The following is a 14,156-nucleotide window of genomic DNA, read 5'->3' as shown; positions in this document are numbered from 1 at the left end:
CGGCCGTCAATCGCCACTCCCCCGGAGCGTTGCCGGGTTGGGTGTCGCGGCCGGTCATGGTGCGTGGCGAACCCCTCGGCCTGGGGGCCGATGCCTGCCTCTGCGCCGGAGCGTTGCCGGGTTGGGTGTCGCGGCTGGTCATGGTGTGTGGCGAACCCCCGGCCGGTGGGTGGGGGCTGGTGTCTGGGGGCCGGTCGGAACCTGGGCGTGGGTGAACCCCCCTGTTGGAGGCAAAAACAGGGGCGAGCGTGACTCTAGGACCAGGGCTCACCCCCCGGGATGGCGGGGGTCGAGGGCCGGGAACGGCACCCCGAAGGCAGGGCGGGGCCAGGGGCCGGGTCGGGGCCTGGGCGTGCGGGGGGTAGAGACCCGGCGCAAGCGCGGTGATTGGGGGCGGGGGTGGATGGTTACGAGTGCGGTGCTGGGGCTGGGTCCCCATCCCCACCCGCATCCGCGTCCCCATCCCCATCCCGGTTTCCGGTGCGGCCTCGGGTGCGGCCCGACCACATCCGGCGGTCGGTGCGCACCGCCCACCGGTGCTTGATCTGGTTATGGGTCGCACACAACGGCTGGATGTTAGCGGCACTGGTGGTGCCGCCCTGCCAGAACTCCACGATGTGATCAGCCTGCGTCCAGGGCAGCGGCACATCGCACCCGTACTGCCAAGCACAGCTGGTGTGGCCGTGGAAAGCGGCCGCCCGGATCTTGGGCGGAGCCAACCGGCACGAGCGGCCCACGTCCAACACCTGCCCGCTCTTCTGCTCCACCACCAGGCGGCGCACCCAGCTCTCACCCAGGAGTTCACGCACCACGGAGATCGGCACCACCTGCCCGGTGTCGGTCGTCGCCGGAGCGGAGTCCTCGGCGGTCTCGTCCCCGGCCAGGGACGTGGCGGGCACGGTGATGTTGATCAACGCCGTCGCCGTGCTCGGGGTCTGGCACCCCTGGTGGGACTGGGCGAACCCCAACGCGGCCATCAGCGCGTCGTAGGTGCGCTCGTACTTGGACAGCCCGTCCTCGGGGTGGAAGGGCACCTGGAAGTTGTCCAAGGCCACCTGAACCTTCAAAGCATCAGCGGGCAAGCCCCACATCTGCAGCAGGAACGTTTGGTCGAAGGTGGTGACCAGCTGGGCACCCCGGGCGGCGTGGGCGGCCGCGTGGTCGGCCTCCACCTTGCCCGGGTTCAGGCTCAGGCACAGCTGGTGGGCGAAACGGGTGATCTGGCCCACCGACATGTTGGGGCGCGACTCTTTGAAGTCCAGGATGCCGCATTCCATTTTTGCGCGGAACAGCTCCGCATCGGGGTGGTCGCCCTTCTGCCTTTTCTCCACCCCGGCGTCGGCGCCCTTGATGACGGCGGCGGCCTCACCCACCGACAGCACCCCGGAGTGCAGCGCCTGAAGGGTGGGGGCCATGTCCTGGCGGAATTGGGCCCGCCCGATCAGGGCCAGGTCGTTGGCCTGGGCGGCAGGAATGCCGAAGGCGTGGCGCAGCCACGCCTGCAGGCTCTTCTGCCCGCCCTGTTCCAACAGCTGCCCGGTGGCCTCCAGCTGGGCCAGCCGGGCGGCCATACTGACTTTGATCTGGTCGAGGTGTTCCCACACCCGGGTGGCCTGGTCCAGCACCTCACCCGCCGCTCCCAGGGGCACGTCCCGGTTAAAGAAGGCGGTGGTCTCGTCCCGGGCAGCGGCCACCGCGGTATCCACCGGGGTGTGCCCGGTGGTGGTGGGTGCTTCAGGAGAGATCACCATTCTTCCATTGTAAGAGAAAAGGTCGGAGAATGGAAGACTTCCGCTGGCCCGAACTGAATTCATGACTTTCTCCAGGGGTGCCCCCTGGCTTTCTTCTAGCCCCCAATTCAGGCCACCTGGTGTGGTGTTTATGTCCACCTGGAATTCCAGGTTTCTGTGTGCCTTTTTCGCCGCACGCCATCACCGGCCGCGACACCCGACCCGTCGTCGCTCCGGTGGAGTGGCGGTTGACGGCCGTCAGGCCGTGCTTGTGCCGTTGGGCCCTCCGGGCCCCGAAGGGGCCACCGCTACCCCGACCACACCTCCCCCGTTTCCTGATAGCCGCCAACCCGCCGTCGCAGCGGAGCGGGTCAAGGTGGAGCGCCGTTGACGCGCGAAGCGCTCGATGGCGACGACCTTGAGGCGCGCAGCGGAGACGGCCACCATCGGGCGGCAGGAAACGGGGAAACCCGCACCGGAAAGAAACCCCAACCCACAGGTACCGCCCATCGGGCGAGTCCGTGACCGCATTGCTATATGCGGCCGCATCGCCGCGCACAATCCACCCACCGGCCGACTTCTGTGATGTCGTCGGACAGCAACAGCAACGGCCTAGCTTGCCAGGACCGGCTTCCACTCGTCGGCGAGAAGTCCGAGCAGGACCTCATCCATGAACTCGCCCAGGGCCCAGGCCGACGAGCGGAGCATGCCCTCGCGGACGAAGCCGTTGCGCTCGGCGGCGCTGAGCATCGCGGCGTTGTCCGCCAGAGTCTCGACCTGCAACCGGTGGGACCTGGTGCAGTACCGCGTCCCGGTCCTCCGGAGCTCCGAGAAGCCCGCAAGGGAAGAGCAGCTGACTCACCGGATCGCCTCCGTGGCGACCGTCGGGGTCCCGGTGGAGCCCGACGTAGTGGAGATGCTCGGGAACCGGATCGTCGACAACGCGGCGGACCGGCCCACCACCTGGTGGGGTTCGGGGTCCCGACGTTCACCCCGCTGTTCGTGACGGCCCGGAACACCGGCTGGACCGCGCACATCCTGGAGCAGCAGGAAGCCAACGTGCTCATCCGCCCGTTAAGCAGCTACACCGGCCGCGAGCGCCGTTCGGTGCCGCTGGACGCCGCACCGGCCCTGACCGGTCCGGAACCGACCACACCACTCCCCCGAGCCACCAGCAGGGTGACCGCGAGAGCAGCCGCGGCCATGACCGCCAAGCCGATCAGCCCGCCGTTGCCTCCGGGAAACAGCCAGGGGGCGCTCGGACCGTCGGCGTGCATCAGGGTGAGCGAGATGACCGGCAGGAAGGCGTTGTTGACCCCGTGCCCGACCACGGCGGGCCACACCGACCGGGAGGCCAGCCGCAGCCAGCCCAGGATGAGCCCGATCAGGACGACGGAGGCGAGGAACGACAGGTTCTCCGCGATCCCGAAGCTGCCCACAGTGCTGTGGATGAATAGTTGGGTGCTGTGCCACAGGCCGTGGATCACCCCGCTGGCCAGTAGCGCGGGCCACACGCCCAGCGGCATCAGGCGCGGCAGCAGGTAACCCCGCCAGCCGAGCTCCTCGCCGAAGCACATCAGCAGGACCAGCGGAGACGCGAGCACGACCCCGCCCAGGACCGCGAGGTAGACCTCCAAGGGGAACCCGGTCTCCGGCATCGCGGCCGCGGCCTCCGGGGCCCGTTCGGCCAGCACCTCGCGGAGCCCGGAGAAGTGCTCGAGGTCGAGCCGCACGGCCCCGGCCGCGACCGCCACCAGCAGGCTCACCCCGGGTAGGAGAGCGAACAGCGCGAAGGCGGACAGCGTGTACCCGCCGACCCGGCGTACCGGGCGCAGCGGGGTCAGCCCCAAGGCCCGCCACGCGTTCGCCGGACGCCAAAGGAAGAAGGTCACCAGGAGCGCGGCGACCGCCGGGGTGAACATGTAGACCTGGGATGCGACGGCGAACGCCGGGTCGGTCGGCGAGGTGCCGTTCAGCAGGAGCGGGGTGAAGACGAGCCAGGCCAGCCCGTAGACGACCAGGACGAAGATCGAGATCTCCCGGAGGGGCAGTGCGCCGCGTCCGGGACCGGTGTTCACTGGTGGGGAGCTCATCCTTAGACGCTAGGAAGCGTGGCCTTCGACCGGTATGCGGCCAGCCCTCCGGACCACCTGCGGTCAACCTCAGGACGCCCATGAGGTGCCCCTCCGCGGCCCGGGCCGGGCAGGGAAGCCAGGTGAGTGGCCAAGGCGAGAATCGGAGCATGAGAGTCTTCACCCGTGACCGAACCCTCCTCTCATCCCGACGCAACAGCGCACGCCTACGATGCCGTGGCCGCCCGGTACGCGGAGTTCGCCCGCGACGAGCTCGACACCCTTCCCTTGGACCGCGCCGTGCTCGCCGCGTTCGCCGAGATCGTGCGGGACACCGGCACCGGGCCCGTCGCTGATCTGGGATGCGGCCCAGGACGCGTGGCCGCGCATCTGCGGGCACTGGGCCTGGACGTCTTCGGTGTCGACCTTTCGCCGGTGATGATCGACCTCGCCCGCGAGTCCTACCCGGATCTGCGGTTCGAGGTCGGCTCCATGGACGCCCTGGACCTGGCCGACGGCGGGCTGGACGGCATCGTGTCCTGGTACTCGGTCATCCACACCCCGCCTCCGGACCTGCCAGCTCACCTCGCCGAGTTCCGGCGGGTGCTCGCTCCCGGCGGCCACCTCCTGCTCGCCTTCTTCGAGTCGGAGGGCGAGCCGGCCACGGCCTTCGACCACGCCGTGGCGACGGCCTACCGGTGGCCGGTGGACGAACTCGCGGGGCTACTCGGCGAAGCCGGGTTCGTGGAGGTCGGCCGGATGCTGCGCGAACCGGGCGCAGCGGAACGGTACCGCCGGGGCCACCTGCTGGTGTGCGCACCGGCGCGCCACAACGTAGAGAGCGGGTAGTCGCCTGACCGGTACACGCGGTCGGCGCGGTCTGCCCGCCCGCACTTCAGGACTCGCGTGGGGATTCGTGCTTGCCCTTGTACGGCTCTCCCAGGTGCTCGGCGAAGAAGGCCTCGATCCGCTTCCAAGCATCCGCCGCGGACTCCGGGTGCGGACCGGTGCCCATCGCGCGCAGGACCACGCGCAGGGGTTTCGGGCCGTTGGGCTCCTCGTTGAGGAAGGAGTGCCCTGCGTCGAGGTACTCCTTCACGTCGTTGCGCACCCCCGCGTCGTAGAGGGCGCCGCGCAGCCGGTTGGCGGCACCGCTCAGCTGCCGGTCCTTGGCGCCGTAGCTGGCCACCACCGGGCAGGAGCGGGCCGCGACCGCCCGGATGTCCTTGGGGAGGAAGCCGTAGTTGGGGGCGGAGACGTCGAAGTCGGGGGCGGCGGCGATCGCGAAGCCGCCGCCGAGGCAGAAGCCGATGACACCCACCTTCCCGGTGCAGTCGTCCTGGGCGCGCAACCACTCCCGACCGGCGAGCAGGTCCGTGAAGGCCCGGCCGTGCCCGGCGCTGAGGGCGCGCATGACCCCGCGGACGCAGCGCAGCATTCCACCCTCGCTGTAGAGGTCGGGGACGACGGTGAGGTACCCGGCGCGGGCCATGCGGTCGGCGTGGCGGCGCATCTCCTGATCGACCCCGAAGGCCTCGTGCGCCACCACCACCCCGGGCCACGGACCCTCCCCCTCGGGGCGGGCCAGGTAGGCCCGAAGACCCGGTGAACCGTCACCGCCCCGGGTCAGGTCGCTGAGGTCGATCTCGGGCATGGCTGCCTCCTGATGTCCCGCCCCCGGGTCCACGCTTCCCCTGACTCTAGACACCCTGCCGCTCTTGGGAAGGGGGTTACGGGGTACATCCGTCAGCGATGGGAAAACCGGGCCGACCGGGACAGCGGAGAGAGGGTTCGATGAGCGGGGACCAGGGTTCGGAGGAGGAGCTGGAGGCCGCGGGGCGGCTGTGGGGCAAGGCCAGCCTGGTCACGCCGATGGCGATCCGTGCGGTGGCGACCCTGCGGGTGGCCGACCAGCTCGCCGAAGGGCCGCACACCGCCGAGGAGCTCGGCCTCGCGGTGGACGTCCGGCCCGAGGCGCTGGCCCGGGTGATGCGGCACCTGGTGAACGAAGGGCTGTTCACCCGGGACGGGGACCGCTTCGCGCTCACGGAGACCGGTGCCGCGCTGCGTTCGGACCACCCGTACTCGCGGCTGGACTGGTTCGCCGCGGACAGCGCCCACGGGCGGGCCGACCTGTGTCTGGCGCAGCTGACCGAAGCACTGCGCACCGGCGAGACCGCGTACGGGCTGCACTTCGAGGGCTCGGGCTTCTGGGACGACCTGTCCGCCGACCCGGCCCTGTCCGCCTCGTTCAGCGGGATCATGGGCTCGCGTATGACGACGCAGGCCCGAGTGCTGGCCCGGATGTACGAGTGGGAGGCGCTGGACCACATCGTGGACGTGGGCGGCGGGGACGGCTCGCTGTTGCGCGTGCTGCTGGACCGTTTCCCGAGCACGAGCGGGACCGTCGTGGACCTGTCCGGCCCGGTGGCGGAGGCCCGGGAGAGCTTTCGGGGCGCCGGACTGGCGGACCGCGCCGCGGCGGTCGAGGGCAGCTTCTTCGACCCGCTGCCCGAGGACGGGGACGCGTACCTCCTGTGCTGGATCCTGCACGACTGGGACGACGCCTCGGCCCGGGCCATCCTGCGCCGCTGCGCCGAGGCCGCCGGACCGGAGGGCACGGTCCTGGTCGCCGAGTACGACGCCGGCAGGGGCATCAGCGAACTCGACGTGCGGATGCTGGCGTACTTCAACGGCCGGGAACGGGACAGCGCGGCACTGACGGCACTGGCGGAGGAATCGGGTCTGAGTCTCGCCGGGGACCACGAATCACACGGGATCAGGCTCCTGGAATACACGGTCGGCCGACCAGTGTGACATGGGTCACATGCAACCCCATAACCACGGGTAACGCGGGCACCACCGAAACCACCCCTGCGGACCCGTTGACGCGGGTGCGGTCTCCTGGCTCCATTGGTGCATCTCTTCAACCCGCTACTGAGGAGCAACACCGACATGATCAACCGCAGGCTCTTCCTGGGCGGCGTCTCGCTCGCCGCCGGGGTCCCACTGCTCGGCGCAGCCGGTTGCGCCACCAGGCCCCAGGTCGCCAACCCCGTTTCCGGCACGGCCAATGTGGGAGCGCTCCCGGTGAGCGTGACCAACGAAAGCGGCCGCTTCGGCGACGACGAAGTCCTCCTGTACATCGTCGGCACCGACCTGGTGGACGACGTCCACTGCTGGGTCGACGCCGAAGGCACGCCCCACCCGGTCAGCGTCGACGACAACACCGACGACGGGTACACGGACTACTCGATCCCCCTGGGCTCCCTGCCCGAAGACTGGACGGTCCCGTACATGTCAGGCCGGATCTACTTCGCCCTCGGCGGCAAGCTGGGGATCCGGATCGTCGAGGACGGCGACGGCAACCCCGCCCTCCAGCTCCCCTCGGGCTGGGTCGAGGACGACGACAGCTTCGACGTCCTGCACGACTCGGTGGAGTTCACCCACAACGAGGACGGCATGTTCTGCAACACCACGATGGTGGACCAGTTCAGCGTGCCGATCGGGATCCGGCTGACCGGTGACGACGACCAGAGCACCGGCTTCCTCCTGCCCGGCGGGCGCGACGCGATCTTCGAGACGGTCGCCGCCGACCCGGACTTCTCATCGCTGGTGTTCGACGACCGGATCATCGCCCCCGGCCACGGGCTCGACGCCGGGATCTTCCCCACCGACTACTACGACCCCTATGTGGACGAGGTGTGGTCGCACTACGCGGGCACCGACCTGACCGTCACCACCAACGCCGGGACCTTTACCGGCCGGGTGGAGGGCGACGAGCTGCTGTTCGACGGCGGGGTCTCCCCGATCGCCAAGCCCAGTACGCGCGACGTGTTCTTCTGCGACGGCGCCCTGGACGCTCCCAATGACGGCATCACCGGCCCGGTCGCGGCGATCGTCGGCGCCGCGCTCAACCGCTCCACCCTGCTGGACTTCGCCGACCAGCCCACCAACGACCCGGCCGAGTTCTACCTGGCCGACATCGCAAACCGCTACGCCGGGGTCTTCCACGACCACACCGAGGACGGCAAGGCCTACGGCTTCGCCTTCGACGACGTGGAGGACTTCGCGTCCTACGTCCAGGACCACGGACCCTCCGGCCTGGAGATCACCCTGACCCCCTTCTGACCGGCCCCGCACGGAGGCCGCCACAAGCGCGCGCCCCGGGTAGCCCCGAACCGGGATGGGAGCGGGGGCACCCGGGGCGCGCCCACTACTGCAGGATCTCGCCCCCCCAGTGAGGAGGAGCGAGGGCTTCCGCTTAATGGCGGCCCCGGTAGGAGGTCGGGGCCTCGGTCTCCTTGTACCAGCGCCTGGCGGCCTCACCCTCGTTGAGCACGAGGATGACGATGATGATGACCAGGCCGATGAAGTTGCAGTCATCCAGCATCACGTTGAGCACCAGGCTCGCGAAGCCGATGCCCACCACCACCCGCACGAGCGTCTGGGTGCGCCCTCCGCCCCGGCCCATGGTCGCCGCGACGTAGGCCTCGAAAACCGTGAGGCCGATGCCGACCAGTATGAGGAGGACCGCGAGCCCCAAGGCCGTGCCCATTTCACTCCGGAACTGGGGATCACTCAGGACACCGAGTCCGACGAGCGCCAAGAGGTACATGAATGCTCCCAGGGCGGCTCTGATCCACAGGATGACCTGAATCGCGGTGATCGTGCCGGGCTTGTGGTAAACGAGGGCTCCTCTCACCTCACTGCCACACCCGGCCCCTTCCGCACCGACCGCGACACCCGTGAGACGCCCGGCCCGGGCGCGCGGTTCTGTCCCTGTCAGTCCACTCGCGGCCCGACCCGACCGACAGCGAAGAGCCCGGGTCACGTTCAGGCACCGGCCGCCCTGACCCCCACTACCAACTCACTCGGTCCCGGGAACATCCCCCGGCTTCTCGGAACCCTCGCGGACGGCCTCAACGATCGCGGAGAAGTCCCGCTCACCGTCCAGTTCGTCGGCGAAGGCCCGGTAGATATCGGCCGCCCGGCTCCCGATCCGCGACTCCACACCGGTCTGTTCGAGCGCGTTTGCGGCCAGACCCAGGTCCTTGGCCATGAGAGAGGCCGCGAACCCCGGCTTGTAGCCGTTATTGGCCGGGCTGGCGGGAACCGGCCCCGGGACCGGACAGTAGGACGTCAGCGACCAGCACTGCCCCGAGGCCGTCGACATCACGTCGTACAGCGCCTGGTGGGTCAGGCCCAGCCGCTCCCCCAGCACGAACGCCTCGCTCACCGCCAGCATCGACGCGCCCAGGACCATGTTGTTGCAGATCTTGGCCGCCTGGCCGCCGCCCGGGCCGCCGCAGTGCACGACCTTCCTTCCCATCGCGCTCAGCAGCGGCTCCGCCGAGGGGAAATCGGACCCGTCCGCACCCACCATGAAGGTGAGCGTCCCGCCCTCGGCACCCGCGACTCCCCCGGAGACGGGTGCGTCCACGGACCGGTGTCCGGCGGCGACGGCGGCCGTGTTGGCGGAGCGTGCGTCGGCCACGTCCACCGTTGAGCAGTCGATGAACAGCGTGCCGGTCCGGGCAGCGGTCAGCAGCCCGCCGTCCGCCCCGCCCGTACCGTCGGCACCCTGGTAAGCGGCGAGCAGGTGGCGGCCGCTCGGCAGCATGGTGACGACGGCGTCGGCGCCGGCCACCGCCTCGGCTGCGGAGCCCGCCACCAGCACACCGGACCCGGCTACCCGTTCCAGGGCCTCGGGAACCAGGTCGAACCCGGTCACGGAGTGTCCGGCGGCGGCCAGGTTGGCGGCCATCGGACCGCCCATGTTGCCGAGGCCCACAAAGGCGATCGCGGTCATGGCGAGCCTCCGGTGGTGGACTGCGTGTCGGACCGCACGGAGCCGGGCGGATCCGCGAGACCGACCGGCCCGTCCGGCGCCGCTTCGAAGGCGCGGGCGACGACAGCGCCGGTGACCTCCGCGAGAGTGGCCGGGGACCACTGCGGGCTGCGGTCCTTGTCGATGACCTGGGCCCGGATACCCTCCGCGAGGTCCGGCCAGGCCAGCGCGGCGCAGGAGACCCGGTACTCCTGCTCCAGGACCTCCTCCAGGGAGCCGAGCCCGCGGGCGCGGCGCAGAGCCGCCAAGGTGGTCTTCACCGAGGTCGGCGACTTGCTCTCGATCAGATCAGCGGCCTTGGCGGCCTCCGGGTCGCCGTGGGCGCGCAGCCGCGCCACGATCTCCTCGGCGTCGTCGGAGGAGTAGCAGCTGTCGATCCAGGAACGCTGGTCTGCCAGCTTCCCGGCCGGGGCGATCTCGGCGTAGCGGCCCACCGCACCGGCGACGTCGGCCTCCGGTGCGGCCTTGGCGATCGCGGCGACCAGGTCCTCCAGCCGGTCGGAGGGCACGAAGTGGTCGGCCATGCCGGCGTAGAGCGCGTCCGCGGCACCGATCGGGGTGCCGGTGAGCGCCAGGTGGGTCCCGGTCTCGCCCGGCGCCCGCGAGAGCAGGTAGGTGCCGCCCACGTCGGGCACGAACCCGATGGTGGTCTCCGGCAGGCCCACAGAAGAGCGTTCGGTGACCACGCGGACTGCGCCGTGCGCGGACACACCGACGCCGCCGCCCATGACCACGCCGTCCATGAGGGCGACGTAGGGCTTTGCGTAACGGGCGATCCGGGCGTTGAGGTGGTACTCGTCCCGCCAGAAGTCAGCGGCCTGGTTGTCTCCGTCCACGGCGCTGGCCCTGATGGCGCGGATGTCGCCGCCCGCGCACAGGCCCCGGTCTCCGGCGCCGTCGAGCAGCACCACCGAGACCGAGTCATCCCTCTCCCAGCGGGTCAGGGCGTCGTCGAGGGCGCGGACCATGTCGTGGTCGAGCGCGTTGATGGCGCGAGGCCGGTTGAGCGTGGCGTGCCCGAGCCCGTTCCCGACGCTGAACAGGACCTTGTCGTCCTGCGGCGCCGCGGTCCCGTTGGGGGCGCTGGCATCGTTCGGCATCAGGCGGCCCCGGTCAGTCCGCGGGCGATGATCAGACTCATGATCTCGTTGGTCCCTTCCAGGATTCGGTGGACCCTCAGGTCGCGCACGATCTTCTCAATGCCGTACTCCGTCAAATAGCCGTACCCCCCGTGCAGTTGGAGGGCTTGGTCGGCGACGGTGAATCCGGCTTCCGTGGCGAACCGCTTGGCCATGGCGCACAGGTGCGCGGCCTCGGGTTCGCCCTCGTCCAGGGCTGCGGCGGCCCGCCGCAGCAGGGAGCGGGCGGCCTCCAGTTCGGTGGCCATCTCCGCGAGCCGGAACTGGAGCGCCTGGGCGTTGATCAGCGGGGCGCCGAAGGCCTCCCTGCTGCAAAGGTAGGAGGTCGTGGCCTCCAATGCAGCGAGGGCCCCGCCGAGTGAGCAGGCGGCGATACCGAGGCGGCCGCCGTTGAGCCCGTTCATCGCGATGCGGAAGCCGTCGCCCTCCGTGCCCAGGCGCCGGTTGGCGGTCAGGCGCACCCCGTCCATGAGGACCTGGCGTGTGGGCTGGGCGTTCCAGCCCATCTTGGCCTCGTCTGCGCCGAAGGAGACCCCGGGGTCGTCGCGGTGGACGACGAACGCGGAGATCCCCGCGGCGCCGTCGCCGCCGGTGCGGGCCATCACCACGTACACCTCGGAGGCGCCCGCCCCGGAGATGAACTGCTTGGACCCGGTCAGGACGTAGTCGTCGGCGTCGCGGACCGCGCGGGTGCTGAGCGCGGCGGCGTCGGACCCGGCCCCCGGTTCGGTGAGGCAGTAGCTGCCCAGTGTCTCCATGGAGCACAGGCCGGGCAGCCAGCGGGCCTTCTGGGCGTCGTCGCCGTAGCGGTCCACCATCCAGGCGACCATGTTGTGGATGGACAGGTAGCCGGCGACGGACGGGCAGCCGGTGGCCAGGGCCTCGAAGGCCACGGCGCCGTCGTGCCGGGTCAGTCCCGTGCCGCCGGAGCCCTCGGAGACGTAGAGGCCGCCCATGCCGAGTCCGGCGGCCTTGCGGAGCACGTCGACCGGGAAGTGCTTGTTCTGGTCCCACTCGACGGCGAAGGGCGCGAGGTGTTCGTCGGCGAACCCGCGCGCGGTCTCGGCCAGCGCGCGCTGTTCGTCCGTGGTCGCGGGGGTCACCGGACAACCGGGATAGTGAACTCCGCGCCCTCCTTGACCCCGGAGGGCCAGCGCGAAGTGACGGTCTTGGTGCGGGTGTAGAAGCGGATGGAGTCGGGCCCGTGCTGGTTGAGGTCGCCGAATCCGGAGCGCTTCCAGCCGCCGAAGGTGTGGTAGGCGACGGGCACCGGGATGGGCACGTTCACGCCGACCATGCCGGTCTCGACCCGCTGTGAGAAGTCGCGCGCGGTGTCGCCGTCCCGGGTGAAGATGGAGACCCCGTTGCCGTACTCGTGCTCGCTGGGCAGGCGCAGGGCCTCCGCGTAGTCGGCGGCGCGCACCACGCACAGCACCGGGCCGAAGATCTCCTCACGGTAGATCCGCATGTCCGGGGTGACGCGGTCGAAGAGGGAGGCTCCGGTGAAGAAACCGTCCTCGTGGCCCGCGACCTTGTGGCCGCGGCCGTCGACCACCAGTTCGGCGCCCTCCTCGACGCCCAGCCCCACATAGGAGTCGACCTTCTCCAGGGCTCCCTTGGACACGAGCGGGCCGAAGTCGGCGCCGGGGTCGTCGGAGGTGCCGACCGTCAGGCCGGAGATGCGCTCGGTGAGCTTGGCGACTAAGGCGTCCGCGGTCTTCTCACCCACGGGAACCGCGACGGAGATGGCCATGCAGCGTTCTCCAGCCGAACCGTATCCGGCGCCGATGAGGGCGTCGGCGACCTGGTCGAGGTCCGCGTCGGGCATGACGACCATGTGGTTCTTGGCCCCGCCGAAGCACTGGGCGCGCTTGCCGTGCGCGGTGGCGGTGGAGTAGACGTGCTCGGCGATCGGAGTGGAGCCCACGAAGCCCACCGCGGCCACGCGGGGGTCGGTGAGCAGGGTGTCCACGGTCTCCTTACCGCCGTTGACGACGTTGAGCACGCCCGGGGGCAGTCCGGCCTCCAGGAACAGTTCGGCCAGCCGGAGCGGCACCGAGGGGTCGCGTTCGGAGGGCTTGAGGATGAAGGCGTTCCCGCAGGCCAGCGCGGGCGCGGCCTTCCAGAGCGGAATCATCGCCGGGAAGTTGAACGGGGTGATGCCCGCGACCACACCGAGGGGCTGGCGCAGGGAGTGCACGTCGATCCCGGCGCCCGCGTTGTCGGAGAACTCGCCCTTGGCCAGGTGCGGGATACCGGCGGCGAACTCGACCACCTCCAGCCCCCGCTGGAGATCGCCGTGCGCGTCGGCGACGGTCTTGCCGTGCTCGGCGGACAGCGCCCGAGCGATGGACTCCCGCTCCGGCTCGACCAGCTGCAGGAAGCGCAGCAGGACCCGGGCCCTGCGCTGGGGGCTCCAGGAGCCCCAGTCGATCTGCGCTGCCTCGGCGTCGGCGATGACCTGTTCGGTCTCCGCCCGGTCCGCCAGGGGGACGCGCGCCTGCACCCGGCCGGTGTTGGGGTCGTAGACGTCGCCGAAGCGACCGGACCGGCCCGGGACGTTCTTGCCATGCACGAAATGCGTCAGCTCGCTGACCATGCGTGTTCACTCCATCCTCGTGGATCACACGAATTCCCTGGCCGCGAGCGGTGGCCTGACTCCCGGTGTTGTCCCCGGTCACAGTGGCGGGACCGTGCTGGATTCGCACCAGCTTCCCCGCTCCGCGGCCACCTCACCATATAGTTGGACGTCCTACTAAATCTAGGCCCGGGACGCCTTGGATCACGCGCGACCGCGGAGCCGAAGGCCAAGGACACTGCGGAGGACAGCGCCAGCTGCGACACCGCAGCGAACGGACATACCCGACCCTTTGCCGGAGGGGCGACACCCCCAGTAGGCTCTGCGACTTGTGACCGCCAAGGAGCCGCCCCGCGCAACCGACCATGTCCTCGCCCTGACCCCCGAGTGGCGAACCGTCGACACCACACTGCGTGTACTCCTGGTGATCCACAGCGTCACCGCCGCCACCCGCATCGCCGACATCCTCCCGGCGCTCCACGACCCCCGCGTCCAGCTCTACTGCGCCCAGACCAGCGGTGCCGTCTTCGCCAACGGCGTCCAGGAGTACATCCGGGAGAACGGTGTCCGCCACCTCCCCTGGGACCAGGCACGGGAAATGGAATTCGACCTCGTCGTCACCGCCAGCCTCGGCGATAATCTGCACGAGATAAATTCCCCGATCCTGAGAATTCCCCACGGCAACGGATATAATAAGAGGTGGAAGCAGGAAGCAGGAAGCAGGAAGCAGGAAGCAGGAAGCAGGAAGCAGGAAGCAGGAAGCAGGAAGCAGGAAGCAGGAAGTCT

13 protein-coding genes and 1 riboswitch are annotated in these 14,156 nt (G+C 70.1%); of the genes, 4 read left to right on the top strand and 9 right to left on the bottom strand.

Translation table 11 applies throughout. From position 1 onward, the window contains the following. Positions 1-407 precede the first annotated feature (407 nt). Positions 408-1,751: an HNH endonuclease signature motif containing protein gene (locus ACYVD1_RS17210; RefSeq protein ID WP_460773507.1), complete on the bottom strand. Its 1,344-nt coding sequence runs from the start codon at positions 1,749-1,751 to the stop codon at positions 408-410. Positions 1,752-2,342: 591 nt separating this feature from the next. Further along, on the bottom strand, positions 2,343-2,513 hold the full coding sequence (locus ACYVD1_RS17205) for a GNAT family N-acetyltransferase (protein ID WP_460773504.1): 171 nt from the start codon (positions 2,511-2,513) through the stop codon (positions 2,343-2,345). Positions 2,514-2,526: 13 nt separating this feature from the next. Between ACYVD1_RS17205 and ACYVD1_RS17200 the strand changes: the two genes are divergently transcribed. Beyond that, positions 2,527-2,736: a hypothetical protein gene (locus ACYVD1_RS17200; protein ID WP_460773501.1), complete on the top strand. Its 210-nt coding sequence runs from the start codon at positions 2,527-2,529 to the stop codon at positions 2,734-2,736. Between the two features lie 76 nt (positions 2,737-2,812). On the opposite strand, the gene ACYVD1_RS17195 is transcribed toward ACYVD1_RS17200, so the two are convergent. Then, positions 2,813-3,823, bottom strand: a complete 1,011-nt coding sequence (locus ACYVD1_RS17195; protein WP_460773498.1) for a lysostaphin resistance A-like protein — start codon at positions 3,821-3,823, stop codon at positions 2,813-2,815. 165 nt (positions 3,824-3,988) lie between these two features. On the opposite strand from ACYVD1_RS17195, the gene ACYVD1_RS17190 reads away from it, so the two are divergent. Next, positions 3,989-4,651, top strand: coding sequence for a class I SAM-dependent methyltransferase (locus ACYVD1_RS17190; RefSeq protein WP_460773494.1), 663 nt, complete (start codon positions 3,989-3,991; stop codon positions 4,649-4,651). A 46-nt stretch (positions 4,652-4,697) separates the two neighbouring features. Here the strand turns inward: ACYVD1_RS17190 and ACYVD1_RS17185 are convergent, their stop codons facing one another. Beyond that, on the bottom strand, positions 4,698-5,456 hold the full coding sequence (locus tag ACYVD1_RS17185) for a dienelactone hydrolase family protein (protein ID WP_460773492.1): 759 nt from the start codon (positions 5,454-5,456) through the stop codon (positions 4,698-4,700). Between the two features lie 140 nt (positions 5,457-5,596). On the opposite strand from ACYVD1_RS17185, the gene ACYVD1_RS17180 reads away from it, so the two are divergent. Beyond that, entirely contained in the window at positions 5,597-6,619 is a 1,023-nt protein-coding gene (locus ACYVD1_RS17180; RefSeq protein ID WP_460773489.1) for a methyltransferase, read from the top strand. A gap of 138 nt (positions 6,620-6,757) precedes the next feature. Further along, complete coding sequence (locus tag ACYVD1_RS17175) at positions 6,758-7,933, top strand: beta-1,3-glucanase family protein (protein WP_460773486.1); 1,176 nt, start codon at positions 6,758-6,760, stop codon at positions 7,931-7,933. A 133-nt stretch (positions 7,934-8,066) separates the two neighbouring features. Here the strand turns inward: ACYVD1_RS17175 and ACYVD1_RS17170 are convergent, their stop codons facing one another. The 5 genes from ACYVD1_RS17170 to ACYVD1_RS17150 all read right to left on the bottom strand — a co-directional run bounded on the left by ACYVD1_RS17170 (position 8,067) and on the right by ACYVD1_RS17150 (position 13,391). After that, the gene (locus tag ACYVD1_RS17170) at positions 8,067-8,507 is read right to left on the bottom strand and encodes a hypothetical protein (RefSeq protein ID WP_460773483.1); all 441 of its coding nucleotides are present in this window, start codon (positions 8,505-8,507) and stop codon (positions 8,067-8,069) included. Positions 8,508-8,672: 165 nt separating this feature from the next. Beyond that, positions 8,673-9,614: a 3-hydroxyisobutyrate dehydrogenase gene (gene mmsB / locus ACYVD1_RS17165; protein WP_460773480.1), complete on the bottom strand. Its 942-nt coding sequence runs from the start codon at positions 9,612-9,614 to the stop codon at positions 8,673-8,675. Then, entirely contained in the window at positions 9,611-10,753 is a 1,143-nt protein-coding gene (locus ACYVD1_RS17160) for an enoyl-CoA hydratase/isomerase family protein (protein ID WP_460773477.1), read from the bottom strand. Before ACYVD1_RS17160 ends, mmsB begins: the two co-directional genes overlap by 4 nt. Beyond that, a complete protein-coding gene (locus ACYVD1_RS17155) occupies positions 10,753-11,895 on the bottom strand; it encodes an acyl-CoA dehydrogenase family protein (RefSeq protein WP_460773475.1) in 1,143 nt (380 codons plus the stop codon). The genes ACYVD1_RS17160 and ACYVD1_RS17155 overlap by 1 nt, the downstream gene beginning before the upstream one ends. Next, complete coding sequence (locus ACYVD1_RS17150) at positions 11,892-13,391, bottom strand: CoA-acylating methylmalonate-semialdehyde dehydrogenase (RefSeq protein ID WP_460773473.1); 1,500 nt, start codon at positions 13,389-13,391, stop codon at positions 11,892-11,894. The genes ACYVD1_RS17155 and ACYVD1_RS17150 overlap by 4 nt, the downstream gene beginning before the upstream one ends. Then, positions 13,390-13,536, bottom strand: a riboswitch (adenosylcobalamin (AdoCbl) riboswitch). It overlaps the preceding gene by 2 nt. Positions 13,537-14,156: the final 620 nt, after the last annotated feature.

This window comes from Nocardiopsis nanhaiensis (genome assembly GCF_054778635.1).
Note: the sequence above shows the minus strand (reverse complement) of the source record. Positions and strands in the feature narration are given on the sequence as shown.

Bases quoted from the DNA above. Each gene is read 5' to 3' on its own strand.
- ACYVD1_RS17210 (WP_460773507.1), bottom strand. From the start codon at position 1,751: ATGGTGATCTCTCCTGAAGCACCCACCACCACCGGGCACACCCCGGTG.
- ACYVD1_RS17195 (WP_460773498.1), bottom strand. From the start codon at position 3,823: ATGAGCTCCCCACCAGTGAACACCGGTCCCGGACGCGGCGCACTGCCC.
- ACYVD1_RS17185 (WP_460773492.1), bottom strand. From the start codon at position 5,456: ATGCCCGAGATCGACCTCAGCGACCTGACCCGGGGCGGTGACGGTTCA.
- ACYVD1_RS17180 (WP_460773489.1), top strand. From the start codon at position 5,597: ATGAGCGGGGACCAGGGTTCGGAGGAGGAGCTGGAGGCCGCGGGGCGG.
- ACYVD1_RS17175 (WP_460773486.1), top strand. From the start codon at position 6,758: ATGATCAACCGCAGGCTCTTCCTGGGCGGCGTCTCGCTCGCCGCCGGG.
- mmsB (WP_460773480.1), bottom strand. From the start codon at position 9,614: ATGACCGCGATCGCCTTTGTGGGCCTCGGCAACATGGGCGGTCCGATG.
- ACYVD1_RS17160 (WP_460773477.1), bottom strand. From the start codon at position 10,753: ATGCCGAACGATGCCAGCGCCCCCAACGGGACCGCGGCGCCGCAGGAC.
- ACYVD1_RS17150 (WP_460773473.1), bottom strand. From the start codon at position 13,391: ATGGTCAGCGAGCTGACGCATTTCGTGCATGGCAAGAACGTCCCGGGC.